We start from the raw sequence: 22,115 nt of genomic DNA on the forward strand, positions 1-22,115 counted from the left end.
GACAGGCCAGAGGCGTACACCCGGAGGGTGCACACCACCCGGGGAACGCGGCACAACCGAGCACCCACCTCCGCCAATACCTGCAACTTCTCGCATCACCGCAGGTCAAAACACTCCCGCACCAGCATTCAAGTCCCGTCACTCACCCCAGAGCCGAAAGGCCCTGATCCAGAGGATCAGGGCCTTTCGCTTTCCCGGGGGTTCCTCGACCGTCGACAGGGTACGACCGTCACCGGTCCAGCGACAGGAGGCGGCCGTGGGCAGATCGGTTCTGGTGACCGGTGGCACGAAGGGGATCGGGCTCGGCATCGCCAAGGCGTTCGCGAGGGCCGGAGACCGGGTACTGATCGTCGGACGCGACGAAGGCAGAGCACGCGAGGCCGCCCACGGCGTGCCGGGAGCGGACTGGGCCGTCGGAGACGTGGCCGACCCAGGGGACTGCGCGCGCGTGGTCGAGCAGGCCGTGCGCAGTACCGGCGGTCTGGATGTGGTCTGCGCCAACGCCGGTGTCTTCCCCTCGTCACCGCTGGTGTCGATGGACCCGGAGGAGCTTGACCGGACCATCGACACCAACCTCAAGGGCACCGTGTTCACGGTGCAGGCGGCGGTGGAGGCCCTGACGCTCTCCGAGCAGGGTCGCGTGGTGATCACCTCCTCCATCACCGGACCGCTGACCGGATACGCGGGTTGGACGCACTACGGCGCCACCAAGGCGGCCCAGTTGGGGTTCATGCGCAGCGCCGCCCTGGAGCTCGCGCCACGGGGCGTCACCGTCAACGCCGTACTGCCCGGCAACATTCGCACCGAGGGTCTGGACGACATGGGACCGGACTACCTCGAACGCATGCGCGCGGCGATCCCCCTCGGACGCGTCGGGGAGGTCGAGGACATCGCCGCGACCTGTCTGTTCCTGGCCGGTCCCGGGGCCTCGTTCATCACCGGTCAGGCCATCGTCGTCGACGGAGGCCAGGTCCTGCCCGAGGACGCCGGGGCCTTCGCCACCCCCGGTTGAGGACGGACCGGAGCCCCGAAGTCCGCTGACCTCCAACGAGTGAGGGAGGAGGCGGGAGTGGAGCTCGCGACTGTCTGGAGGATCCGGCCTTCTGCGTCAGCCTTTCCGTGCCCGGTGGGCCAGTGCCCACAGCAGGGGGCGGCGGGCCAGCCAGACCTCGGGGGTGTCGCTCTGGTGCCAGTCGGTCGGTTCGTCACTGTTGGTCATCATCAGGGTCTCGACCACGCCGTCGGCCTGTGACATGACGAATCCGATCACGTTCGCGCAGTAGGACGCCTCCATCTCCGCGATGCGGTGCGCCCGGTTGTACCGGTCCCTCCAGACCTCCTCCTGGTTCAGGAGGTTGACCCAGTGGTCGTCGAAGGACCAGCTCGGGCGCTGGAGGCGGAGGACGTCGGCCTTGCGCACCTGCTCGGCCGCCTTCTCGGACATCATCTTCCCCGGACTGATCGCTCCTTCCAGACCGGCGTGCCAGAAGCGTTCCCTCGCCTCTCGTTTGACCTGTACCGCCTCCCACCAGCGATGCTCGTGCGCGAGGCAGCGCGCGTGGTGGACCAGGGCGTCAGCCAGCGCGCTCTGGTACTGCGCGGGCCGGGCCGCGACCAAGGCCCGGTACCGGTCGACCGTCTCGGCGGCGACCTCGGCGGCCCGGGCACACTCACCCACGTTGTGCAGGACCGTCGACAGGTTGGAGAGGACGGCAGCGAGATCCGCGGAGAACGCTCCGGGATTGGTCTCCGAGAGGCTCCGGGTCACCCTGGCGGCCTCCTCGAACAGGGGAAGGCCCTCCGGGGCACGTCGCAGACGGAAGAGCACACTCGCCTGGCTGTTCAGCACGATCGCGAGCTCGGGTTCGTGGACACCGGGCTCCCTCTCGGTCAGCCGGGCGTAGATCGCGGCGGCCTCGTCCAGGAGTGTGGTCGCCTCCTCCCATCGCCCGAGGGCCTCGTGGATGCCCGCCTGACCCGCAAGCGTGTAGGCGAGTTCCGCGCTCGTCGTCGACGACTCCTGGTCAGGGATGCCGCGCAGGAGGCTCACCGCCTCCTCCCAGGCGGTCAGGGCCTCCGCCCAGCGCCGGTCCACGACCACCAGGTCCGCGACCTGCCCCAGAGCTCGTGCCAGGTCGGACGCGTGGGCCGCGCGCTTCTCCTCGGAGAGCCCCCGGTAGAGGCGCACCGCCTCCTCGCTGCGGAGCAGCCCCTCGTTCCAGTGGCCGAGTTCCCGGTGTTCACGGCCGAGCAGGGTCAGACATCCCGCCAGATCGGGTTCGTGGCCGCCCGGGGCCCGTGCCACCTGGGACCTGTACAGGTCAACCGCCCGCTCCAACACCATGAGCGATTCCTCGTGCCGCCCCGCCTTCGCCAGGCGCTGACCGAGCAGACGGTGTTCGACCGCCTGTCGTCCCGGATCGTCGGTGCGGCTCAGTCTCTCCTTGGCGAGACGCCTGCCCAGTTCGGCGATGCCCGTGTCCAGGTCGATCCGCCTGTGGTCGGGGAGCCGAGCCTCCACGCCCTCCAGGACCTCCAGGGAGACGTCGATCCTGGCGAGGCCTGCGAGGCAGTCCCCGCCGCCGGTGATGGCGAGTCCGGGATTCTCACGAAGGAGGTCCTCCACGTGTTCGGCCACGTGGGGCCACCGGTCACGCGCGGCCGCGGCGACCAGGAAGGTCATCGCCCTGGCCGCGTGTGAAGGCACGGGTCCGTCATCCGCGACCCCGGTGACCAGGTCGAGGGTGTCCTCGGCCCAGGGAGCGGCGGGCTGGTCGGTGACCGCGTGGCCGGGCAGGGTGACGGCCAGGAGATCCTCGGCGAACCGGTCGGGGTAGGGCGGTTCCAGTACCGTTCGGGCGGCGAGGGGCGGGTAGCACGCTCCGTGGTCCGCGAGGGCGCGGTGCGTGTCGGGCAACTCGATCCGCCGAAGGACCGCCGTTCCCGCGCGTGTGGGCAGTGATCCGGTCAGGGCGGCGGCGAACACCACTCGATGCATGGTGCCGGGCGGGGTCGTGAAATCCAGCCCGGCGATGCCGTTCTCATACAAACGTGTCCAGTGTTCCCGTTCCCTGTCCAACAGGTAGGACGAGAGACCCACCATGTCCTCGGGGAGCCGTGCCCCGTGGACGTGGGCGTCGACCGCCACCAACGCGGCCATGTGCAGGGCCAGGACCAGGCCGTACTCCGAACGATCGAGGTAGGGCGGCGGTTCCACGACGGAGGGGTCGGCCAGTCCGTACCTTCGTGCGAAGGAGTCGCGGGCGGCGACGAACATCCGCTGCCTGCGCGAACGGTGGTCGTCCAGGGCACGCAGGGCATGGTCGCGGGTATCGGCGTGGAAGGCCCTCTCCAGGTTGTGGCGGATCGGGCTCCACATGGTGTTCGACCGGGCCACCAGAAGCAGCCGGGTCGGTACTGGCTCGCGCAGCAGTGAGTTGTTGAGGAACCAGTTCAGGTGACTGAGGGGCCACCGGTCCGCGTAGTCGACGAGGAGCAGCAGTCCCGGCGCACCGTGCAGGCGCAGATCCTGGCTGCCGTGTTCGGGAGGGACGGCTCCGGACCCGTGAGTGACGGTGACGACCTTCCACCCGCCCGCCAGGCTCCGGTCAGCCAACTCCGTGGCCAGGCGGGACTTGCCCTGACCGCCTGGGCCGTACAGCCAGAGCGCCGAAACACGGGGGCCGTCCGCGTCACGCCAGGCGGACAGTTCGGTGAGCTCGTCCTCCCGTCCGGTGAAGCCGACCACCTTGGAGCGGGCGTCGAGCATGCGACTGGGCCGGGGCAGGGCCCCCTCTCTCCGGCCAGCCGCCGTGACGCGGTGCTCGTGCAGCAGGTAGACGGGGCCGCCGTGTTGGAAGACGTGCATGTCGGCGCCCACGACTCCATAGGCGTACCCGCCGTTCTCCGCCACAACGATCTGTTCGGGGCCACGCTCAGCCATGCGCACCGGTCTCCGGACCGGCCGGGAGGTGCCGGTTCGGTGGGTGGGGAGGCAACTGATTCACGGTGACACTGCCGTTCTGCGCCGCGAAGACCTGCCCCCCGTCACGGGCGACGTTGACCTGGGTGCCGCTCTCCTGTGCGGCGGGCAGACTCCGCCGGATCTCCCGTTCCAGGGCGCGGAGCTCCTCGGTGAGGTCGGGGTTGAGTTCCACCAGGTCTTGGAGGCGGGCCTGCCACTGGGACACCAGCACGTCGCGCACCCGCTCGGACTGGTCCGGCTCGCTGCCGGAGAGCTGGGCAGCGTCCCTGTCCAGGCGGTTGGCGACGACCTTCCGTTCGTCCTCGTTCCTACCTCTGAACAGTCGCAGGATCCCCTTTCGCGCGGCGGGCCAGGCGTCGGTGGCCATGGCCCGCACCAGCGTGATCACCCCGTCCCTGACTGCTTCTTCGAACATGCCCACACCCCATCCGAGTCTTCGCGCCCACCCCACGGTGGACACACACCTGGCACCCGGTACGGCACGCCTCCCGGGCACGGCCACTGTTTGTCTACCATTCGCCGGAACGCCTGCCCCCTGCCGGATCCACGTTCCCGAACCTCCGGCCGTGGGGGGTGGGCGGGGGCGATGTCAGTGGAAGAAGCCGATGATTCCGTGTCCGCGGCTGGCGGCGGTGCGGACCCAACCCAGGACCGAGGTGACCGCCTCACGCATGTACGGGTCCTCGATCTCCGCGATCTGTTCCGGGGTGACCGCGCGTGCCTGCTCGTCCGCCAGACCCACGGACTTGGCGGACCAGGAGTCGCCGTCGTCCTGGTCGCCCGCCAGGTACTCGACCCCCACCGCGTGCACACCGAGACCCGACAGGGTCTGGTCCACCTCTCCGAGCCACCAGTACTTCACCGGGGAGAAGCAGCGGTTGTCGAGGAACGTGCCGTACATCTCGCACTGCGAACGCACCGTCTCGGAGGCGGGGCGGGTGATCCGGTCGATGTCGACGCTGAAGGCCATCAGTCCTGAACTCATACCCCGAACGGTACGGAGCCCCTGTGACAGTTCGGCTCTCTCGGCGTGGAGACGGGGACGGTGGTCCTCTCCGTGTGAGACTGGGCCACCTCGACGGTCCGGGCGCGACCGCCGGAGAGGAGCCCGCGTGAAGATCACCCTCACCCAGTTCGTCTCGCTCGACGGCGTCAGTCAGGGTCCCGGTTCGGCCGACGAGGACACCTCCGGCGGGTTCACCCGGGGCGGCTGGTTCGTGCCCTTCATGGACGCGACATTCGTGAGCACCGCGTCGGAGTGGCTGGACCACGCGGACGGCCTGCTGTTCGGCCGACGCACCTACGAGGCCTTCGCGCGTGACTGGCCCCGGATCACGGAGCCCGATCCGTTCACGGTGCGGATGAACTCGCTGCCCAAGTACGTCGTGAGTTCCACGCTGGCCGAGGGCTCCTGGGATCCCACCACCCTGTTGGGAGGGGACCCGGTCAACGCCGTGAACAGCCTGCGGGACCAGCCCGGGCGTGAGGTGCAGATCCACGGCAGCGCGCGGCTCGGCGGCTTCCTCCTGTCCTCGGGGCTCGTCGACTCGCTCCGACTGGTGGTCGCGCCCACCGTGGTCGGTGAGGGCCGACGCCTGTTCACACACCCGTCGCAGAGCACCGGGTTCCGCCTGGTCGGACGGGACCACACCCCGTCCGGTCTGGTCCTGCTGGAGTACGTCACCTCCGGGGCGGCTCCGTTGGCGAACTACGAGGGCGTCAACTCACTCACCTGAGCCAGCGAGCGCCCGCCGCGACACCCTCGACCGAGACTCCGGCGCTCAGCGCGTACTCGATCTGGTCGTCGCGGAGGGGGTCGAACTCGGTGCTTGCGCCGTGGGCCGGGGGCAACGACGACAGGTCCTCGGCCCGCGCCGGGGAAACCTCCACCTGCACCAAAGCACTGTCACATGCGGGATCGACCAGGTGGTGCGGATCCTGGGGGTCGACGTGACCGCACCGGACGGGCTCCTCCGGGCCCGGATCACCCTCGTGGCCCGAGACCTGATGGAACACCGACCCGGTCACGCGTCCGGCGGGCCCGTGTCCCGTTGGTGCCGTTCGCCCGGCTCGTTCCTGATCCACCTCCCGCCTCCGCGGTTCCTGGCACGCGAACGTCCGCGGTGGCCCGAAGCACGTCCGTGTGGCACCCAGGCACACAGACGAGAACGGGCCTCCGCGGCTTCCCGAGGCATCACCCCACCTGGCGCTGCCCCGGGCACGTCCGGTTTGCGGGACGACCACCTCTCCGACCGGCGTGGAGCCGGGCTGTCCGCCGCGAACGATCACTGCGCCGTGTGACCGGTGCGCGGACGGCACGGACTCCTGGGCCGCCGGGGAGCCTCCCCATCACGGTGCTCCCCCACGGGCCGCCGACGCGGGCCTCCGCCCGACCGGAAGACGCGTCGGAGGAGAGGGGTGTCGTCCTTCACCAACCGACTCCCCCGGTCGCCCAACCAGGGGTTCAGTTGTCGAGTGAAGAGCTGCCTGGGGGTCCACGGGCCCGGGTCGTCTCCCCGGCCCACCAGTGGTCGTCCGCGGCGATCGCGTGGTCCGGTCCCTCCGCCGAAGGGGATCGGACCAGCTCGCTCCCGGACGGGCCGTCGTCGTGGCCCCGGAGGAGGACGTCGCCGGTTGCCACGGGCACGGGGACCACGGGAGGTCGGACGGGGTTCGGAGGGTCGTCGTCCCGGGGGGTGACGTCGGCCTGCGGCTCAGCCCTCTCGGAGGGCGCGACGGACCTGTTCGGGGCGGGGCCGTGGTCGACCACCAGGACCGGGGGGTCGTCCTCGACGTCGAAGCGCCGCCAGGCGGCGCTCCCGGACTCGTCCGCCGCCCCGAGCCTCAGGTGGAGGTGGTGTTCTCCGTTGTCCAGGGCCCGCTGGTAGGCCTCGGTCACGTCGAACTCCACGCCGCCGTGGAGCGGGCAGGCCGTGTGCCCGCCCCGCACGTTCCGGGTGTCGAGCAGACCCAGGGACTCCGGCTGGTCGTTCCAGGTGGTTTCCTCTTCGAACGCGTCGACCCGGTGCAACTCCACGGCGGAGTCGCTTTCACAGTCGTAGGACCACGCCACGGCGGTCCGTAGCACGGCGGATTCCACCACGGAATCGGTACCGAGTTCCACCGGGAAACGGAAAAGGGCCCTGCGAGTGTACACGCGGTCCCATGCGAGGCGACCCGTACCCAGACTTCCGATTTCGGCCATGTTGGAAGGTTGGTCCGGAAACGCGCGGTCCACATGGGCCCACAGCGAACTCGCGGACTGAATTCGGCCACCGCCGTAATGCGGGATCGGGGAAGGGCTATCGCTGGCGTGAACGCCAGGACCTTCGCGCGATCCGCCAGTGGCCGGGGAGACCTCCACCGGACCGGAGCCCGGAGCACTTTCCTTGACGGTGGCGGGTTTCTCGTCAGCCGCGACGGGTGCACCCACCCCCAGTGAGAGAACCAGGGCGTAGGTCGCACAGGCCGCCGTCGCGCGGGTCAGGGTACGACGCATTACGGTTGGTGCCTACACATTCCAACGATGACCGAAAGCAATTCCGGCGAGGCATCGTGCCGCGCCTTCAACTAAGAGGAATTTACCAAATTCACACCGCACCAGACAAACAACGGGGATATATACGCGGACCAAAACCACCATTACCCCACAAGACAAACGAGGGCCACCGGAAGCCGCTCCGGGAGCCGAGATCGCCTTCGTTTTCCACCGTGACTCATTCGGCAACAACCAAAATAGGGATCGTTTCAAACCGAAAACCGAAGGCGTGCGGCCACTCCCCCGCTCCCCACAGCGAGAGCGGGAGCGCACCACGAGATAGGTTGCGGACATGGAAGGCAACGATCCCGACGCCGGGGTGCTCCGAGCCGTGGGCGTCCGACTGCGGCGTCTGCGTGGCCGGGCGGGACTGACCCTCGCCGAGCTGTCGGAACGCACGGGGATCTCTCCGAGCACGCTCTCGCGCCTGGAGACCGGACGGCTCCAGCCCACCCTCGGGCAGCTGCTCCCGCTCTCCCGCGTCCACCGGGTGCCGATCGACGAGCTCGTGAACGCGCCCAAGGTGGGTGACCCGCGCGTCCACCTGCATCCGGTGCGCCGCTTCGGTCTGACCTTCGTCCCGCTCACGCGGCGCGCGGGCGGGATCCAGGCGTACAAGGTGGTCTACCCGCCGTCCCGGACCCTTCCGGCTCCCGAGCTGCACACGCACGAGGGCCACGAGTGGTTCTACGTGCTCTCGGGAACCGTACGCCTGGTCCTCGGTTCAGAACAGGACGTGCAGCTGCACGCCGGGGAGGCGGCCGAGTTCGACACCCGGACCCCGCACTGGATCGGCAACCCCGCCAAGCGGGTGGTGGCCGAGGTCATCGCGATCTTCGGGACCCAGGGCGAGCGCGTCCACCTGCACGGGTCCTGAGACCCCGCGCGCGGCGTTGCAGATCCGCACGGAACCGTGCACGGACCCGCCGCCACCGCCCAGCATGGACTTCATGCGATCCGAAACCGGGGTCCCCTCTCCCGCACGGGAGTTCTGGGACCAGCAGTACAGCGACGAACATCCCTCGACACCCCCTCCGCAGCCCAACACGGCCTTCGCCGCGCTCGCGGCCGAACTGGCGCTCGTACCGGTCCCGCGCCGAAGAGCGCCCCGGGGCCTCGAACTCGCGTGCGGGCGCGGCGGGGACGCCCTGTGGCTGGCCGCGCGGGGGTGGCGAGTCACGGCGGTGGACGTCTCGGAACACGTGGTGGACGTCCTGGCCGAACGGGCCCGGCTGGCCGGATTCGGGGAACGCCTCGACGTGGAAGCCCTCGACCTGGCGTCCTCCGTGCCCGACACCGGCCCGGTCGACCTCGTCCACGCCACCTACTTCCACGCCACGACGGGCCTCGACAGAGACGCGGTCCTGCGCACGGCCGCGCGGTCGGTCCGCGACGAGGGGATCCTGCTCGTCGTCGACCACGGTTCGAGCGCGCCCTGGTCATGGAACCGGCACGACGAGCATCCGACCGCGGACGACCTGTGGCACTCGCTCGACCTCGGGCCGGAGTGGACCGCCGCCGTGGTCGAACAACGCACACGACTCGCGCACGGACCCGGCGGGCGCACCGCGACGGTGGTCGACAACGTGGTGGCGGCACGCCGCCGTCCGGGGACGACTCCGAGGACCGATCGGGCCTGAACGCCCGCACCGCCGAGAACGCCGACACCGCCCACGGAGGGAGCACCATGTCCGCCCGAACACGACGCGACCGCCCACCGCCCAGGACCGGGCCCGGTGAGAAGGAGGTCCTCACCGGATTCCTCGACTACCTGCGTGAGGGCGCCCTGGCCAAGGTCGAGGGGGCGCCGGAGGAGTACGTACGCACCCCTGGTGTGGCCTCCGGGACCAACCTGCTCGGCCTCATCGTGCACCTGACCCGCGTCGAGCGCCGCGTGTTCCTCGGTGAGGAGACCGCCGACTGGGCGGCGACGTTCCATGCCGGTCCGGACCAGAGCACCGAGGAGGTGCTCCAGGGCTACCGCGACGCCGTCGCCCTAGCGAACAGGGCCATCGCCGCCTGCGAGGACCTCGGCCGACCCGCGCATGACGGCCACCGCGGCGGGCCCGCGCCGTCGATGCGGTGGGCCCTGGCGCACATGATCGAGGAGACCGGCCGTCACGCCGGGCACCTCGACATCCTCCGCGAGTGGATCGACGGCCGGACCGGCCGCTGATCCCCTCCGGAGGGAACGGTCCCCACACCTCCCGGCCGGTGCGCGCTCGCACCGGCCGGGGGCACCGCGAGCGGCTCAGTCGTCGTGGGCCTCGCCCGGGAGGCGGGTCGCCGGGCCGGTGTAACCGGCGAGGACCGTACGCGGGAGGGGACCCTTGATCCTCGCGCCGCTGTTGCTCTCCTCCCAGGCGTGGGCCAGGATCCCGACCGACCGCGAGAGGACGAAGAGCCCGCGGGCCAGTTCGGCGTCGAAGCCGAGGGAGGCGTAGACGGTCGCCGTGGCCCCGTCGATGTTCATCGGAACGGGTCTGCCCCGGCGTCCCTCCAGGGCCTTCTCCAGGGCGAGTGCGGACTCCAGCGGTCCGGCCTCGACGATTCCCGCACCGACCGCCTCGCGGACCATGCCCAGGAGGGGGTCGCGGCGGGGGTCCCTGGGGTGGAAGCGGTGCCCGAACCCGGGGACGTAGCCGCCCCTCTCCCGGTACTCGGCCACGATCGCCTCGGCCACGTCGTCGGCGGCGGTGCCGTCGGAGCGCAGTTCCGCCATCCTGTTCAGGAGGGCGACGCACTGCTGGCCCGCGCCGCCGTGCACGTCTCCCAGGAGGTTCACTCCGCTGGCGACGGCGTTGTTGAGTCCCAGCCCGCAGGTGGCGGCCATCCGGGCGGCCGCGATGGAGGGCGCCTGGGGTCCGTGGTCGACCCCGGCGACCAGCGCGGACTCCAGCATGCGGGCCTGGGCCGGCTCGGGCAGTTCGCCCCTGAGCATGAGCCAGACCACCTCGACGAAACCGTGGCGGCCGATGACGTCCTGCACGGGGTAGCCGCGCAGTTCGATCTCACCCGGGGCGATACGTGTCAGGGAGGTCGACCACCAGTCACCGATCTCCTCGTGGGTCATGGTCGGGGCGTCGGAATCACTCACACCACACCCGCCTCTCTGAGCGCGTTGACCTCGCTCTGCTCGTAACCGGCTTCCTGGAGGATCTGGTCGGTGTGTTCACCCAGGAGGGGTGGCGAACGGTCGGGCCCCAGGGAGGCGCCGTCCACGTGCACGCCGCTGCCCAGGACGCGCAGGTCGCGGTCGTCCCGACCGGGGAACGGCAGTGTGCGGACCAGGCCCCGGTGTTCGATGTGTTCCAGTTCGAGGGCCTCGCGGACACTGAGCACCCGTGCCGCGGGGACCCCCGCCTCGGACAGGACCCTCTCCCAGTCCGCCGCGCTCCGGCTCGCCAGGCGCTCCTCGAGTTCGTCGCGCAGGGCGACCCGGTGGGCCTTGCGGTTCTCCCGTGTGCCGAAGCGGGGGTCGGCCACGAGCTCCGAGGCCTGGAGGAGGCGGCAGAGGGTCTCGAACTGCTCCTGCTTGTTGGCCGCGATGTTGAGTGTGCCCTCGGCGGTGGAGAAGGTGCCCGAGGGAGCGGCGGTGGCGTTCTCGTTGCCGATACGGGAGGGCTCCACGCCCGCCGAGAGGTAGTTGGAGACCCCCCACCCCATGGCGGTGATGGCGGTCTCCAGCATCGACACGTCCAGGCGTGTGCCCTCCCCCGTGCGTTCACGCCGCACGAGAGCGCTTCCGACAGCGAACGCGGCGGCCAGCCCGCCCAGGACGTCAGCGATCGGGAAGCCGGCACGGAGGGCGCCGGTCTCCTCCGTGCCGGTGGCGTCCATCATCCCGGACAGGCCCTGGATGATCTGGTCGTAGGCGGGCCGGTCGCTCAGAGGCCCGTCGGAGCCGAACCCGGACACGGCGCAGTACACCAGGCCCGGGTTGAGGCCGCGCAGGGTCTCCCAGTCGAAGCCCAGGCGTTCCATGACCCCCGGCCGGAAGTTCTCCAGCAGCACGTCCGCGTCCCTGACCAGCGTTCTCAGGACCCGGCGCCCCTCGGTGGACTTCAGGTTCAGGGTCAGCGACCGCTTGCCCGCGTTCTGGGCGAGGAAGGACGCCCCCACGCGTTGGTCGTTGAGTTCCGAGGAGGCTCCGAGCTGGCGTGCGAGGTCGCCCGCGCCGGGCACCTCCACCTTGACGACGTCCGCGCCCATCAGGGAGAGCTGGTATCCGGCGTAGGGCCCGGCCAGCACGTTGGTCAGGTCCAGGACGCGGACCCCCTCCAGGGGGAGGGGGTCACGCGCGGCTGTCGCGGTGCTCATCTGTTCTCCTTGTCCTCGGTCGCCACGTTCTCCGATCCCGGGTCGAACCCGATCCGTCCGATGCGCTCCGCCGCCTCGCGTACCGCGCCGCTGAAGGCACGGACGGAGGCGTCGGTGAAGCGCGCGGTGGGCCCGCCGACCGCCAGCGCGGCGACGGGTCCGGGACCTCCACCGGAACCGTTCACCGGGGCGGCGACGCCCGAGGCACCGTGTTCGCGTTCGCCGTGGCTGACCGCGAACCCCTGGGCGCGGGCCTCGGCGATCTCGGTGAGCAGGCGGTCGACGTACTGCGGTCCGTGCGGAGAGGCCGCGGCGACCCTCCGGACCACCGACTCGGGAGCTCCGCCCAGGAGCACCTTGCTGGCCGCACCGCCCCAGAGGGGCATCTCGTCGCCGGTGTTCACGACGTGTCGGAGCCGCTGGGGGCCCTCTTCCTGCGCGACGCAGACCCGAACGGTGTCCGCGCGTACGTAGAGGTTGACGGTCTCGGAGGTCTCGACGGTGAGGTCCCGCATGATCACGCGGATCGACTCGGGCACCTGCCAGACGGCGTGGGCCAGGCGCGCCCAGCGGAGCAGCCCCGGTCCGGCTCCGACGCGGCCGTCCGAACCGGACCAGAGCAGCCCCCGTTGTTCGAGGGTTCCGACCAGGCGGAGGACGGTGGTCTTGGCCAGACCGGTCAGTTCCACCAGCTCGCGTGTGGTGTAGCGCTGGTTCCTCTCGTCGTAGAGGTCCAACAGGTCGAGCGCGCGCACCACGCTGCGCACTCCCCCTTCGGTGTCCCCGGCCATCACCCTCCCATCGTGGTCCACCTGGTGGACTCATTGGTCTACTAGATGGTCATTCTGGGGGTCAGGGTAACCCACCGAAGCTGGAACCGCCAGAGGCCCCCGAGCCGACCCCCTCGGCACGGGGCTTCTGTCCAGGGATGACGCACCCCAGCTGGCGTGACGACTTCGTTAAGGAAAGATTTCCCGGACGCATTGACACACCTCCGAGTGATTTGCATCATTCTCTGAACCAATCAGCGGCCCATTAGGTCCACCTGGTGGACCACTGGGGTCGAGAGGGAGTGAAGATGGACAAGCAGCGCACCCTGCGTGCGGTGGGGGCCGTGTGCGCGACCCTCGTCGTGGGTGCCGCCGCGGTGAACGCCGCGCTCTCACAGACGCACGAAGCCGAGGCCCGCGCCCGGGTGGACATCGTGGTGCCCGCCGACCCGGGCGGTGGCTGGGACCTCGTCGCACGGGAGGCACAGCACGCGATGCGTCTGAACGACGTCGTGGCCAACACCCAGGTCGTGAACCTGCCCGGAGCGGGGGGCACGATCGGTCTCGCGCAGACGGTGCGGCGGGAGGGCGAGGCGACCACCCTGATGACCACCGGGACCGTCATGATCGGCGGCATCATCGTCAACGACTCCGCCCAGACCCTGGATGACGTCGTCCCCATCGCACGGGTGGCGGACGACTACGAGGTCTTCGTGGTCCGTGACGACTCACCCCTCCAGGACATGAACGACCTGATCGAGGCCTGGGAGGACGACCCGGGCGCGGTGGCCGTGGGCGGCGGTTCGCTCGGAGGCACCGACCACCTGCTGGCCGGGCTCGCCGCCCAGTCACAGGGCCTCGACCCGACCGACGTCAACTACATCCCGTTCGCGGGCGGCGCCCAGGCGCTCACCTCCCTGCTCTCGGGCAGCATCGACGTCGGCGTGTCCGGCTACAACGAGTTCAGTGACCAGGTGGAGACGGGGAGCCTCCGGGTCCTCGGCGTCTCCGCACACGAGCGGGTCACCGGTCTGGAGGACCATCCCACCCTCCCCGAACAGGGCGTGGACGCCGTGCTCCCCAACTGGCGGGGCTTCATGGCGCCGCCCGGGATCACCGAGGAGGAACGCGCGGAGCTGACGGCCATCGTCGAGGAGATGGTCGCCACCCCCGAGTGGCAGGACACCCTCGAACGCAACCGGTGGGACGACACCTTCCAGTCCGGTCCGGAGTTCGAGGCCTTCCTCAAGGAAGAGATCACCCGCATCACCGACGTCACCAAGGACCTGGGGCTGTCATGAACCCACAGAGAGAATCAGCGCCGCCCGCGCCCTCGCGGGCGTCCCACCCGGCCCGGGCCTGGCTCCGGGGACGCAGCGAGGTCTTCGTCGGCCTGCTCGTCATCGGGGTCGGCGCCTTCCTGGCCACGCAGACCATGGCCATGCACGTCCCAGACACCTCCACAGGGCCCGGCCCCCAGCTCTTCCCCGGTCTGGTGTCCGGACTGATGCTGGTGCTCGGGGCGCTGCTGATCGTCCAGGTCGCCCGCGAACCGGCCGTTCCCCCGGCCGACGGCGTCTCGGACACGGACTCCGCCGGGATCGTCGGTGACCTGGTCGAGGGCCAGGAGGCCCGGCGCACCGCCACCCACAGTGACTGGCGCACGGTCGGCCTGGTGCTGGGTTCGGTCATCGTCTTCACCCTGCTGTTGCAACCCCTCGGCTGGCTGCTGTCCGGAGCCCTGTTGTTCTTCGGCGTCAGCACGGCGTTCGGTGGCAGGCGCTCGCTGTTCGAGGCGGCGGTGGCACTGGTCTACTCGGCGGTCGTCCAACTCGCGTTCGTCGCGGGCCTGGGCCTGAACCTCCCCTCGGGGATCCTGGGCGGGGTGCTCTGACATGGACACACTCGTACTCCTCGGCGGCGGTTTCGCCTCCGCCCTCACCCCCGAGAACCTGCTGTGGGCCTTCGTCGGCGTGGTCCTCGGCACCGCGGTCGGGGTCCTGCCGGGCCTGGGTTCGGCCATGGCCGTGGCCCTCCTGCTCCCGGTCACGTTCAAGCTCGACCCCACGGGCGCCTTCATCATGTTCACCGCCGTCTACTACGGCGGGCTGTTCGGTGACTCCACCACGTCCATCCTGATGAACACGCCGGGCAACAGCTCGGCGATCGCCACCGCGATCGAGGGCCACAGGATGGCGCTGCGCGGCAAGGCCTCCCAGGCGCTGGCGACCTCCGCCATCGGGGCCTTCCTCGGTGCGGTCGTCTCCACCGCGGTGGTGGCGTTCTTCTCCGGTGTCATCATCGACATCGCCCTGCGGTTCGGCCCCGCCGAGTACTTCGCCCTGGCGGTCTTCGCCTTCGTGGCGACCTCGGCCGTCGTCGCCCAGTCCATGGTCCGCGGTCTCATCGCCCTCTCCCTGGGCCTCGCGATCGCGATGGTCGGCATCGACGCGCAGAGCGGCGCGGCGCGGTTCACCCTCGGAGTGCCCTCGCTGTTCGAGGGGATCGGCATCGTCACGGTGACAGTCGGACTGCTGGCTCTGGGCGAGGTGCTCCACGTGGCCTCGCGGATCCACCGGCAGCGGGACGACGCTCAGCCGGTCAGGACCGGTGGCACCCTCTGGCTCAAGCGCGGGGACCTGCGCCGCGCCGTCCCCGCCTGGGTGCGCGGCCTGGGCTTCGGCCTGCCGTTCGGCACCATCCCGGCCGGGGGTTCGGAGATCCCGACCTTCCTGGCCTACGGCACGGAGCGCAAGCTCTCCCAGCTGCGGGCCCGGCGCGGCAAGCGCCCCGACGAGTTCGGCAAGGGCGCCATCGAGGGTGTGGCGGCTCCGGAGGCCGCCGCCAGCGCGACCGCGGGTACCGCCATGGGCGCCCTCCTCGGGCTGGGCCTGCCGACGTCGGCCACGGCCGCCATCATGCTGGCCGCGTTCCAGCAGTACGGCATGCAGCCGGGACCCCTGCTGTTCGAGCGCAACGCGGACCTCGTGTGGGCGCTCCTGGCCAGCCTCTTCGTGGGCAGCGTGATGCTGCTGATCCTCAACCTGCCCTTCGCCCCGCTGTGGGCCAAGCTGCTGCTCATCCCCAAGAGGTACCTGTACGCCGGGATCACCGGCTTCGCGGTGCTCGGCGTCTACGCCTCCTCCTACTCGGTCACCGACCTGTGGCTGCTGATCCTCCTCGGACTGTTGGGGTTCATGATGCGCAGGTACGCGATCCCCGTCGCCCCGGTGCTCATCGCCGTCATCCTCGGTCCCCTCGCGGAGACCGAACTGCGTCGCGGACTGGCGATCGGGCAGGGGGACGTCGGAGTCATGTTCACCGGTCCCATCACCCTGGGCATCTACGCCGTCATCCTGCTGGCCGTCGGCATCGTCGTGGTGGCACGGATGCGCGCCGCCAGGCGCCCGGACGCCCCGTCCGAGCGCGAGACCACCCCGACCGCGTGATCCGAGCCCGGTCCGGCACGGGGGTTCCCGCGTCGGCGGGGATGCTCAGGGACACGTGGCGGGCCGAGCCGCAGATCGACCGGTGCGCGAGGCGGAGCGCTCCTTCACGGAGGGGGTGTCCGGCTGGGGGCGCCGAAGTCCCTGGTGGGGGAGATCGGGGACCTGCTGTGGGAGGTCGGGCACGGCAGCTACTGAACGACGGAGCGTCCCATGGCCGGGGTGCTCCATGGAGAAGGGGCTCCGCACCGCGAGTCGCCTCGCGGTGCGGAGCCCCGGTGTCACACGGGCCGACAGGACGGTCCGGCCCGGGCGACTGGTCCGCCCTCGGACCGGTCAGAGCGTGGGCGCGACACCCACGGCGACGGCCAGGTCCTCCCACGACATGCCGGAGCCCTTGAAGACGTTGGGCCGGTCGGTGCGGCGGGTGACCTCACCCCGGACGAGCGGGGCGATGCCGACGAGGTCCGCCTTGGTGAGGGTGCCCTCCTCGATGGCGATGACGACGTCCCCGCACTCGCGCAGGGCGGCGTCGCTCTCCTCGACCACCACGAGGGAACGGCCCATCAGGGCGGCGTCGAGTTCGCGGCGGTCGGCCACGTGCGATCCGATGGCCACCACACAGGCGCCGTCACGGACCAGGGAGCCGTCGAACAGCGGGTCCTTGGCGGAGGTGGCGCACACGACGATGTCGGCCTCGGCCACGTCGGCCTCGGTGCCCGTCTCGGCGGTGATTCCGCGCTCAGCGAGCTCCTGGACGGCGGCGTCCACACGGTGCGGGGTACGGCCGACCATCCGGACGCTCGTGAGCTCGCGGATGCCCGCCACCGCGACGACGTGCTCGACCGCCTGGGGGCCGCTGCCGAACACCACGAGGCGGGACGCCTCGGGTGCGGCCAGGCGGTCGGCCGCCACGGCGGAGGTGGCCGGGGTGCGCAGGGAGGTCAGAGTGACACCGTCGACGAACACCCTCGGGGTGAGGGTCCTGGCGTCCATCAGCATGTAGACGGCCTGGATGCGCGGCAGGTCGCGCGCGGGGTTGTCCGGGGACACGGACGCGACCTTCACGCCGACCCAGTCACCCAGGGTCGAGGGCATGAGCAGCAGGTGGCCGTCTCCGGCCCCGGCGTGGGACCGCGCCGGGTCCCGCGAGGGGTCGAAACCGTCGAGCAGGGCGCGCTCGATCAGCTCGAACGCCCGCTTGGGGCCGACCCGCTCGCGCAGTTCCTCCGCGCTGACGAAGGGCAGGCCGGTGTGTGTTTCGGTCATGCGGACACCTTGGAGTTCTCGTTGGCGGCGGTTTCACGGGCCTCGATCAGGGCGCTCTCCTTGCGCACGACCAGGCCGGAGCACGCGACGGCGACGAAGGAGATGACGGCGAGGACGACCAGGTAGGTGGCGATCGGCCACCAGGCACCGTCGAAGCGGGCCAGCAGCCACGTGGCCAGCAGCGGAGCGGTGCCGCCGGCGAGGGCGGCGCCGATCTGGTAGCCGAGGGTCACGCCGGTGTAGCGCACACGGGTCGTGAAGATCTCGGAGGTGAGGGTGCCGAGGGTGGCGGTGACCGGGGGCCAGGCCACACCGAGGGCGATGACGACGGCCGCGTACACGGCCCAGCTCATCTGGAGGTCGAGCAGCATGAAGAAGGGCGCCGCGAACAGGGCGATGAGCAGGGTGCCCGCGAGGTAGACCTTCGGGCGGCCGACGCGGTCGGAGAGCGCACCCATGAGCAGGATGCCGAGGGTGCTGACCAGCGCACCGGCGCTGACGGCGTTGAGGACCACGGACTGCTGGATGTCGAGCGTTCCGGTGGCGTAGCTGACCACGAAGGTCGCGAAGATGTAGAACGGGGCGGTCTCGACGACCTTGGCGCCGACGGCCACGAGGACGGAGCGCCAGTGGTCGCGCAGCGTGTCCCGGATGGGCAGCTTGGCGACGTTGCCGCTCTCCTTGGCCTCACGGAAGGCGGGGGTCTCGGCCAGCCCCTTGCGGATCCACAGGCCGACGAAGACGAGGACGATGCTGGCGACGAACGGGAGACGCCAGCCCCAGGCCTCGAAGGCACCGTCCGGGAGCAGGCTGACCAGGCCGAAGGCGACGGTCGACATGAGCATGCCGATGGTGATGCCGGTCTGGGGCACCGAGCCGAAGAAGCCGCGGCGGTTCTCCGGGGCGTACTCGTAGGCGAGCAGCAGGGCGCCGCCCCACTCGCCGCCGATCGCGAGGCCCTGGATGATCCGGCACAGGATCAGCAGGACGGGGGCGAGGAGGCCGACCTGGTCGTAGGTGGGCAGCAGGCCGATCGCCACGGTGGCGCCGCCCATGAGCGACAGGGTGATGACGAGGGTCTTCTTGCGCCCGATCCGGTCACCGATGTGGGAGAAGACGATCCCGCCGAACGGCCGGATGAAGAAGGTGAGCGACAGGGTCAGGTACGACAGCATCAACGAGATCACGGGGTCGTCGTTGGGGAAGAACTGCTTGTCGAAGATGAGCGCCGCGGCGGTGGCGTAGAGGAAGAAATCGAACCACTCGATCGCGCTGCCGCTGAGGCTGCCAAAGAGTACACGGCGGTTGGTGGCCGGTTTACCGACCACCGAGTGCTGCGAGGCCACTCACAACTCCTCGGATCAGGGCCCGACGAAGAGGGGCCTCAAGATGGGAACTTGTGCAACGTACAATTGCACCCTCACCGAATCAAGGCCCGTGACCTAATCGACGCAGCTCAACTACCTGGTTCGTGTTCCGCCCCGCCCTGCGTCAGACCTCCGCGCGGCCCGCCCAGACCCCCCGGACATGGCCGAGGTGGTGGCGCATGAGGGCCTCGGAACCCGCTGTGTCACCGGCTTCGAGGCGATCCAGCAAGGCGTGGTGCTCCTGCGCGGTGTCGACCAGACGACCCTCCTCGTAGAGACCCCGCAGCGCCGACAGCCGCGACATCCCCCGGAGCCTGCGCACCTCGTCCACCAGCTTCTGGTTGCCCGCGATGGACAGCATCTGGAGGTGGAAGGCCATGTCGTTGGCGATGAACTCGCGCAGCTGCCCTGTCTCGGCGGTCTCCGTCAACCGGTCCGCGAGCGGACGCAGCGCGGCGATCTGTTCGGCGGTGGCGATCGCGGCGACCCGACCGACCGTGGGGACCTCGATGAGCGCGCGGAGTTCGATGAGCTCGTCCAGCGCGACGTCGCCGAACTCCACCACGCGGTACCCCCGGTGCCGGAGGGTCTCCACGAGTCCCTCCTGGGTCAGCTCCATCATGGCCTCGCGTACCGGGGTCGCGGACACACCGAGGCGTTCGGCCAGGACCGGGGCCGAGTAGACGACACCGGGTTCGAGCTCCCCGGCGATCATGGCCTCACGCAGGACGTCGGTCACCCGGGCGCGCAGGCTGGCGTGCTCCGTGAGCGAACCGAGGACCGGCCGCGAGCGGTCCCGCGACGCGTCGATGCTCATGTGCTGTTGTTCCTCCCAGACCGGACTGCGTCGTCCCAGGATGCCACGCGCCCGGGCCCGATCCCCTCGAAAGTCCGCTCCCGGCACGCACGGAAGAAGTGGGAAGTACGACACGGAGGGTCACGGGACGACCGCGCGGGGGCCGGGGTGGCGCCGGGGTGAGGTGGGTCGAGCCGCGGGGGAGGACCGAACGAGGGAGCCCGCCACGCCGACCGGACCGGCACTGCCACCAGCAATGGTGCGACCCTGACTTTCGACAGGGGACACGGCCGCGTCCCGCGGGTTACGTTCCCCATCATGCGCCCTCTCCGTCTCCGTCCCCTCCGCGCGCCCGTGGGTCACCTGGCCCTGACCACCGTGCTCCTTCTGCTGGCCCTGACCCCGAAATGGCCGCTTCTGGTGATGGCCGTACCCGCGCCAGCCCTGCTCACCGGGCGGCTGTCCCGTGACCCACGGGTGGCCGGATGCGCGTTCACCGTGGTGGGTCTGCTCGGGGTGGGGCTACTGGTGTTCGGCGGCCACCCCGTGGGCATGTGGGTGACCGGCGGGGTCCTGGCCGCGTTCGCCGTGGTCCTGCCGTGGCTGTTGGGCCTGTACCTGCGCAGTACCTCCGCCCTGGAAAGGGCGGGTTGGGAACGGGCTCGGACCCTGGACCGGGAATGGCGGCTGATGGCCGAGCGGGCACGGATGCGCGAGCGCTCACGGATCGCCCGCGACCTGCACGACGCCGTCGGGCACCAGCTGAGCCTGCTCACCCTGGGCGCGGGGGCCATGGAGACGGCGCCGGACCTGCCGGAGGAGCGCAGGGTCCAGGCCGGTCAGCTGAGGGAGGCGGCCGGGAGGGCGGCGGAACAACTCATGGTCGCGGTCGGGGTCCTGCGCGCCGACACCGAGTCCGCGCCCCTGGTGCCGTTGGGCGACGGCGTCACCGAACTGGTCGAGCGCTCGCGCGAGGCCGGGCTGCGCGTGACCCTGGAGCGGGAGGGCAGCCGCACGGACCTGTCCGTGATGTCGGACCGGGCGCTGTACCGGGTGGTGCAGGAGGCGCTGACCAACGCCGCCAAGCACGCCCCCGGCACGGACCCACGGGTGGTCCTGCACCACGCACCCGACGGGGGCGGTGTGCGGGTGACGGTGACCAATCCGCTGCCTCGAAGGGACACGACCCCGCGCCGGGCCCCCGGTACCGGCAGTGGCCTGGTGGGACTGCGGGAACGGGTGCGCCTGGCCGGGGGCGAGGTGACGGCCGGCCCCGAGGGCGGCCACTGGGTGGTGTCGGCCCGGCTGCCGGTGGAGGAGCCGACCCCGCTCGGCGGCGAGGGCGTCACCGGAGACGGAGCCTTCCCGGGGCGTGAAGTCCACGCGGCGGGCCCGACCGGTGACGGGACGGACGACGCCAGGGACGGGAACAGCGCGGATTCCGGGGGTCGGTTCGTGGATGGCGACGTCCCGTTCCACACGGGAACGGGTCGCTTCGCGGGCCCCGGAGATGTCACCCCCGACACGGGAGAGGCACGCCTGCATCGCCTCATACGTCGCCGCACCCTGTGGGCGATCAGCACGATCGTGATGGTTCCGGTCCTCATGGCGATGGTGGGGTACGGCCTGCTCCTGGCGTTCACCATGCACGAGGCCGCGAGCTCCACCCTCGACCGGAAGGTGTTCGAGCGGTTGCGTCCCGGTCAGGAACGGGCCGCGGTGGAGGCCCTGCTCCCCGAGCGCGAGGTCCACCCGGGAACCCTCACACCCGATACCTGGCCCGAGGAGCCCGAGGGGCAGGAGTGCCGCTACTACCGCTCCAGCTCGGACCTGGTCTCGGGTGATGACGACAGATACCGGCTCTGCTTCGACTCGGAGACACTGGTCTCGGTCGAGTTGCTGCCGTGGTGACGGAGGAGTCCGGGGAGGTCGGAGTGTGATCAGGGTTCTGTTGGTCGACGACGAGGCGATGGTCCGTGCGGGGGTGCGGGCGGTACTCGGCAACGACCCGGAGATCGAGGTGGTGGCCGAGGCCGCCAGTGGCCGCGAGGGGGTGGAGCTGGCCTGGTCCCATCGGCCGGACGTGGCTCTGGTCGACATCCGCATGCCGGGGATGAACGGACTGGAGGTGGCGGAGGAGATCCGCCGAGCCGTGCCAGGGGTCGGCGTGGTCATCCTGACCACCTTCGGCGAGGAGGAGTACATGGTGCGGGCCCTCGACGGCGGGGTGGACGGGTTCCTGCTCAAGACCGGCGACCCCCGGGAGCTGTTGTTGGGGGTGCGTGCGGTGGCGGACGGGGGCGCCTTCCTCTCCCCCAAGGTGGCCCGCCGGGTTCTCGACGGCCTGACCCACGAACGCTCCACGGCCCGGTTGCGCGCCCGCGAACGCCTGGCCGGATTGACCGCTCGGGAGCACGAGGTGCTCGCCCTCCTGACCACGGGACTCTCCAACGGCGACATCGGCAGGCGGCTCTACATGGTGGAGGGGACGGTGAAGGGCCACGTGAGCACCATCCTTCGCCGTCTGGGGGTACGCAACAGGGTGGAGGCCGCGGCGGTCGCGCACGAGGCCGGTCTGAGGGAGCCAGGTCCGGAGGGCTCCGGGTAGTTCCGCTTCTTTTCGG

General features: G+C 70.6%; 21 protein-coding genes. 10 read left to right on the forward strand and 11 right to left on the reverse strand.

Annotated elements, in window-relative coordinates; translation table 11 throughout:
• The first annotated feature begins 256 nt into the window (after window positions 1-256).
• Window positions 257-1,012: a 3-oxoacyl-ACP reductase FabG gene (gene fabG, locus AC0VYM_RS21990; RefSeq protein WP_475455117.1), complete on the forward strand. Its 756-nt coding sequence runs from the start codon at window positions 257-259 to the stop codon at window positions 1,010-1,012.
• A 96-nt stretch (window positions 1,013-1,108) separates the two neighbouring features.
• Here the strand turns inward: fabG and AC0VYM_RS21995 are convergent, their stop codons facing one another.
• The 3 genes from AC0VYM_RS21995 to AC0VYM_RS22005 form a co-directional block, all read right to left on the reverse strand.
• The gene (locus tag AC0VYM_RS21995) at window positions 1,109-3,943 is read right to left on the reverse strand and encodes a hypothetical protein (protein WP_475455119.1); all 2,835 of its coding nucleotides are present in this window, start codon (window positions 3,941-3,943) and stop codon (window positions 1,109-1,111) included.
• Complete coding sequence (locus AC0VYM_RS22000) at window positions 3,936-4,400, reverse strand: hypothetical protein (RefSeq protein WP_475455120.1); 465 nt, start codon at window positions 4,398-4,400, stop codon at window positions 3,936-3,938. Before AC0VYM_RS22000 ends, AC0VYM_RS21995 begins: the two co-directional genes overlap by 8 nt.
• 174 nt (window positions 4,401-4,574) lie before the next feature.
• On the reverse strand, window positions 4,575-4,970 hold the full coding sequence (locus tag AC0VYM_RS22005; RefSeq protein ID WP_475455122.1) for a DUF7691 family protein: 396 nt from the start codon (window positions 4,968-4,970) through the stop codon (window positions 4,575-4,577).
• Between the two features lie 127 nt (window positions 4,971-5,097).
• On the opposite strand from AC0VYM_RS22005, the gene AC0VYM_RS22010 reads away from it, so the two are divergent.
• The gene (locus tag AC0VYM_RS22010; protein ID WP_475455124.1) at window positions 5,098-5,721 is read left to right on the forward strand and encodes a dihydrofolate reductase family protein; all 624 of its coding nucleotides are present in this window, start codon (window positions 5,098-5,100) and stop codon (window positions 5,719-5,721) included.
• Here the strand turns inward: AC0VYM_RS22010 and AC0VYM_RS22015 are convergent.
• Together AC0VYM_RS22015 and AC0VYM_RS22020 are read right to left on the reverse strand one after the other, a co-directional pair.
• Window positions 5,714-5,881 (reverse strand): hypothetical protein, encoded by a 168-nt coding sequence (locus AC0VYM_RS22015; RefSeq protein WP_475455126.1) that lies wholly within the window; start codon window positions 5,879-5,881, stop codon window positions 5,714-5,716. The two genes, AC0VYM_RS22010 and AC0VYM_RS22015, sit on opposite strands and share 8 nt — an antisense overlap.
• 568 nt (window positions 5,882-6,449) lie before the next feature.
• Window positions 6,450-7,484 (reverse strand): DNRLRE domain-containing protein, encoded by a 1,035-nt coding sequence (locus AC0VYM_RS22020; RefSeq protein WP_475455128.1) that lies wholly within the window; start codon window positions 7,482-7,484, stop codon window positions 6,450-6,452.
• Window positions 7,485-7,815: 331 nt separating this feature from the next.
• On the opposite strand from AC0VYM_RS22020, the gene AC0VYM_RS22025 reads away from it, so the two are divergent.
• From AC0VYM_RS22025 to AC0VYM_RS22035, 3 genes are all read left to right on the forward strand, one after another.
• The gene (locus AC0VYM_RS22025; RefSeq protein WP_475455130.1) at window positions 7,816-8,400 is read left to right on the forward strand and encodes a helix-turn-helix domain-containing protein; all 585 of its coding nucleotides are present in this window, start codon (window positions 7,816-7,818) and stop codon (window positions 8,398-8,400) included.
• A gap of 73 nt (window positions 8,401-8,473) precedes the next feature.
• Window positions 8,474-9,163: a class I SAM-dependent methyltransferase gene (locus tag AC0VYM_RS22030; protein ID WP_475455132.1), complete on the forward strand. Its 690-nt coding sequence runs from the start codon at window positions 8,474-8,476 to the stop codon at window positions 9,161-9,163.
• Window positions 9,164-9,210: 47 nt separating this feature from the next.
• Window positions 9,211-9,699, forward strand: coding sequence for a DinB family protein (locus tag AC0VYM_RS22035; RefSeq protein ID WP_475455134.1), 489 nt, complete (start codon window positions 9,211-9,213; stop codon window positions 9,697-9,699).
• Between the two features lie 75 nt (window positions 9,700-9,774).
• Here AC0VYM_RS22035 and AC0VYM_RS22040 read toward each other — a convergent pair whose 3' ends face one another.
• The 3 genes from AC0VYM_RS22040 to AC0VYM_RS22050 are packed head-to-tail and all read right to left on the reverse strand — an operon-like array spanning window position 9,775 to window position 12,655.
• On the reverse strand, window positions 9,775-10,620 hold the full coding sequence (locus AC0VYM_RS22040; RefSeq protein WP_475455136.1) for a citryl-CoA lyase: 846 nt from the start codon (window positions 10,618-10,620) through the stop codon (window positions 9,775-9,777).
• On the reverse strand, window positions 10,617-11,843 hold the full coding sequence (locus AC0VYM_RS22045) for a CaiB/BaiF CoA transferase family protein (protein ID WP_475455138.1): 1,227 nt from the start codon (window positions 11,841-11,843) through the stop codon (window positions 10,617-10,619). The genes AC0VYM_RS22040 and AC0VYM_RS22045 overlap by 4 nt, the downstream gene beginning before the upstream one ends.
• Window positions 11,840-12,655: an IclR family transcriptional regulator gene (locus tag AC0VYM_RS22050; RefSeq protein ID WP_475455140.1), complete on the reverse strand. Its 816-nt coding sequence runs from the start codon at window positions 12,653-12,655 to the stop codon at window positions 11,840-11,842. Before AC0VYM_RS22050 ends, AC0VYM_RS22045 begins: the two co-directional genes overlap by 4 nt.
• A gap of 266 nt (window positions 12,656-12,921) precedes the next feature.
• Between AC0VYM_RS22050 and AC0VYM_RS22055 the strand changes: the two genes are divergently transcribed.
• From AC0VYM_RS22055 to AC0VYM_RS22065, 3 genes are read left to right on the forward strand one after another with little or no spacing between them, the layout of a single operon-like run.
• Window positions 12,922-13,914, forward strand: a complete 993-nt coding sequence (locus AC0VYM_RS22055) for a Bug family tripartite tricarboxylate transporter substrate binding protein (protein ID WP_475455142.1) — start codon at window positions 12,922-12,924, stop codon at window positions 13,912-13,914.
• Window positions 13,911-14,507, forward strand: coding sequence for a tripartite tricarboxylate transporter TctB family protein (locus AC0VYM_RS22060; protein ID WP_475455144.1), 597 nt, complete (start codon window positions 13,911-13,913; stop codon window positions 14,505-14,507). Before AC0VYM_RS22055 ends, AC0VYM_RS22060 begins: the two co-directional genes overlap by 4 nt.
• Window position 14,508: 1 nt before the next feature.
• The gene (locus AC0VYM_RS22065) at window positions 14,509-16,062 is read left to right on the forward strand and encodes a tripartite tricarboxylate transporter permease (protein WP_475455146.1); all 1,554 of its coding nucleotides are present in this window, start codon (window positions 14,509-14,511) and stop codon (window positions 16,060-16,062) included.
• A gap of 333 nt (window positions 16,063-16,395) precedes the next feature.
• On the opposite strand, the gene AC0VYM_RS22070 is transcribed toward AC0VYM_RS22065, so the two are convergent.
• From AC0VYM_RS22070 to AC0VYM_RS22080, 3 genes are all read right to left on the reverse strand, one after another.
• Window positions 16,396-17,328 (reverse strand): ornithine cyclodeaminase family protein, encoded by a 933-nt coding sequence (locus AC0VYM_RS22070; protein WP_475455148.1) that lies wholly within the window; start codon window positions 17,326-17,328, stop codon window positions 16,396-16,398.
• On the reverse strand, window positions 17,325-18,674 hold the full coding sequence (locus AC0VYM_RS22075) for an MFS transporter (RefSeq protein ID WP_475455150.1): 1,350 nt from the start codon (window positions 18,672-18,674) through the stop codon (window positions 17,325-17,327). The genes AC0VYM_RS22070 and AC0VYM_RS22075 overlap by 4 nt, the downstream gene beginning before the upstream one ends.
• Window positions 18,675-18,819: 145 nt before the next feature.
• On the reverse strand, window positions 18,820-19,512 hold the full coding sequence (locus AC0VYM_RS22080) for a GntR family transcriptional regulator (protein WP_475455152.1): 693 nt from the start codon (window positions 19,510-19,512) through the stop codon (window positions 18,820-18,822).
• A 297-nt stretch (window positions 19,513-19,809) separates the two neighbouring features.
• Here AC0VYM_RS22080 and AC0VYM_RS22085 point away from each other — a divergent pair, with 297 nt between their 5' ends.
• Together AC0VYM_RS22085 and AC0VYM_RS22090 are read left to right on the forward strand one after the other, a co-directional pair.
• Window positions 19,810-21,402 carry a sensor histidine kinase gene (locus tag AC0VYM_RS22085; protein ID WP_475455154.1) on the forward strand — a complete coding sequence of 531 codons (1,593 nt, stop codon included), beginning with the start codon at window positions 19,810-19,812 and terminating at the stop codon, window positions 21,400-21,402.
• 25 nt (window positions 21,403-21,427) lie between these two features.
• The gene (locus tag AC0VYM_RS22090) at window positions 21,428-22,099 is read left to right on the forward strand and encodes a response regulator (RefSeq protein ID WP_475455156.1); all 672 of its coding nucleotides are present in this window, start codon (window positions 21,428-21,430) and stop codon (window positions 22,097-22,099) included.
• Window positions 22,100-22,115: the final 16 nt, after the last annotated feature.

Source organism: Nocardiopsis sp. iso_237 (genome assembly GCF_056173345.1).

Excerpts from the sequence above, each read along its gene's own strand:
- AC0VYM_RS21995 (WP_475455119.1), bottom strand. The coding sequence starts at position 3,943 with ATGGCTGAGCGTGGCCCCGAACAGATCGTTGTGGCGGAGAACGGCGGG.
- AC0VYM_RS22035 (WP_475455134.1), top strand. The coding sequence starts at position 9,211 with ATGTCCGCCCGAACACGACGCGACCGCCCACCGCCCAGGACCGGGCCC.
- AC0VYM_RS22085 (WP_475455154.1), top strand. The coding sequence starts at position 19,810 with ATGCGCCCTCTCCGTCTCCGTCCCCTCCGCGCGCCCGTGGGTCACCTG.
- AC0VYM_RS22080 (WP_475455152.1), bottom strand. The coding sequence starts at position 19,512 with ATGAGCATCGACGCGTCGCGGGACCGCTCGCGGCCGGTCCTCGGTTCG.
- AC0VYM_RS22000 (WP_475455120.1), bottom strand. The coding sequence starts at position 4,400 with ATGTTCGAAGAAGCAGTCAGGGACGGGGTGATCACGCTGGTGCGGGCC.
- AC0VYM_RS22025 (WP_475455130.1), top strand. The coding sequence starts at position 7,816 with ATGGAAGGCAACGATCCCGACGCCGGGGTGCTCCGAGCCGTGGGCGTC.
- AC0VYM_RS22060 (WP_475455144.1), top strand. The coding sequence starts at position 13,911 with ATGAACCCACAGAGAGAATCAGCGCCGCCCGCGCCCTCGCGGGCGTCC.
- AC0VYM_RS22065 (WP_475455146.1), top strand. The coding sequence starts at position 14,509 with ATGGACACACTCGTACTCCTCGGCGGCGGTTTCGCCTCCGCCCTCACC.
- AC0VYM_RS22070 (WP_475455148.1), bottom strand. The coding sequence starts at position 17,328 with ATGACCGAAACACACACCGGCCTGCCCTTCGTCAGCGCGGAGGAACTG.
- AC0VYM_RS22030 (WP_475455132.1), top strand. The coding sequence starts at position 8,474 with ATGCGATCCGAAACCGGGGTCCCCTCTCCCGCACGGGAGTTCTGGGAC.
- AC0VYM_RS22055 (WP_475455142.1), top strand. The coding sequence starts at position 12,922 with ATGGACAAGCAGCGCACCCTGCGTGCGGTGGGGGCCGTGTGCGCGACC.
- AC0VYM_RS22020 (WP_475455128.1), bottom strand. The coding sequence starts at position 7,484 with ATGCGTCGTACCCTGACCCGCGCGACGGCGGCCTGTGCGACCTACGCC.
- AC0VYM_RS22045 (WP_475455138.1), bottom strand. The coding sequence starts at position 11,843 with ATGAGCACCGCGACAGCCGCGCGTGACCCCCTCCCCCTGGAGGGGGTC.
- AC0VYM_RS22005 (WP_475455122.1), bottom strand. The coding sequence starts at position 4,970 with ATGAGTTCAGGACTGATGGCCTTCAGCGTCGACATCGACCGGATCACC.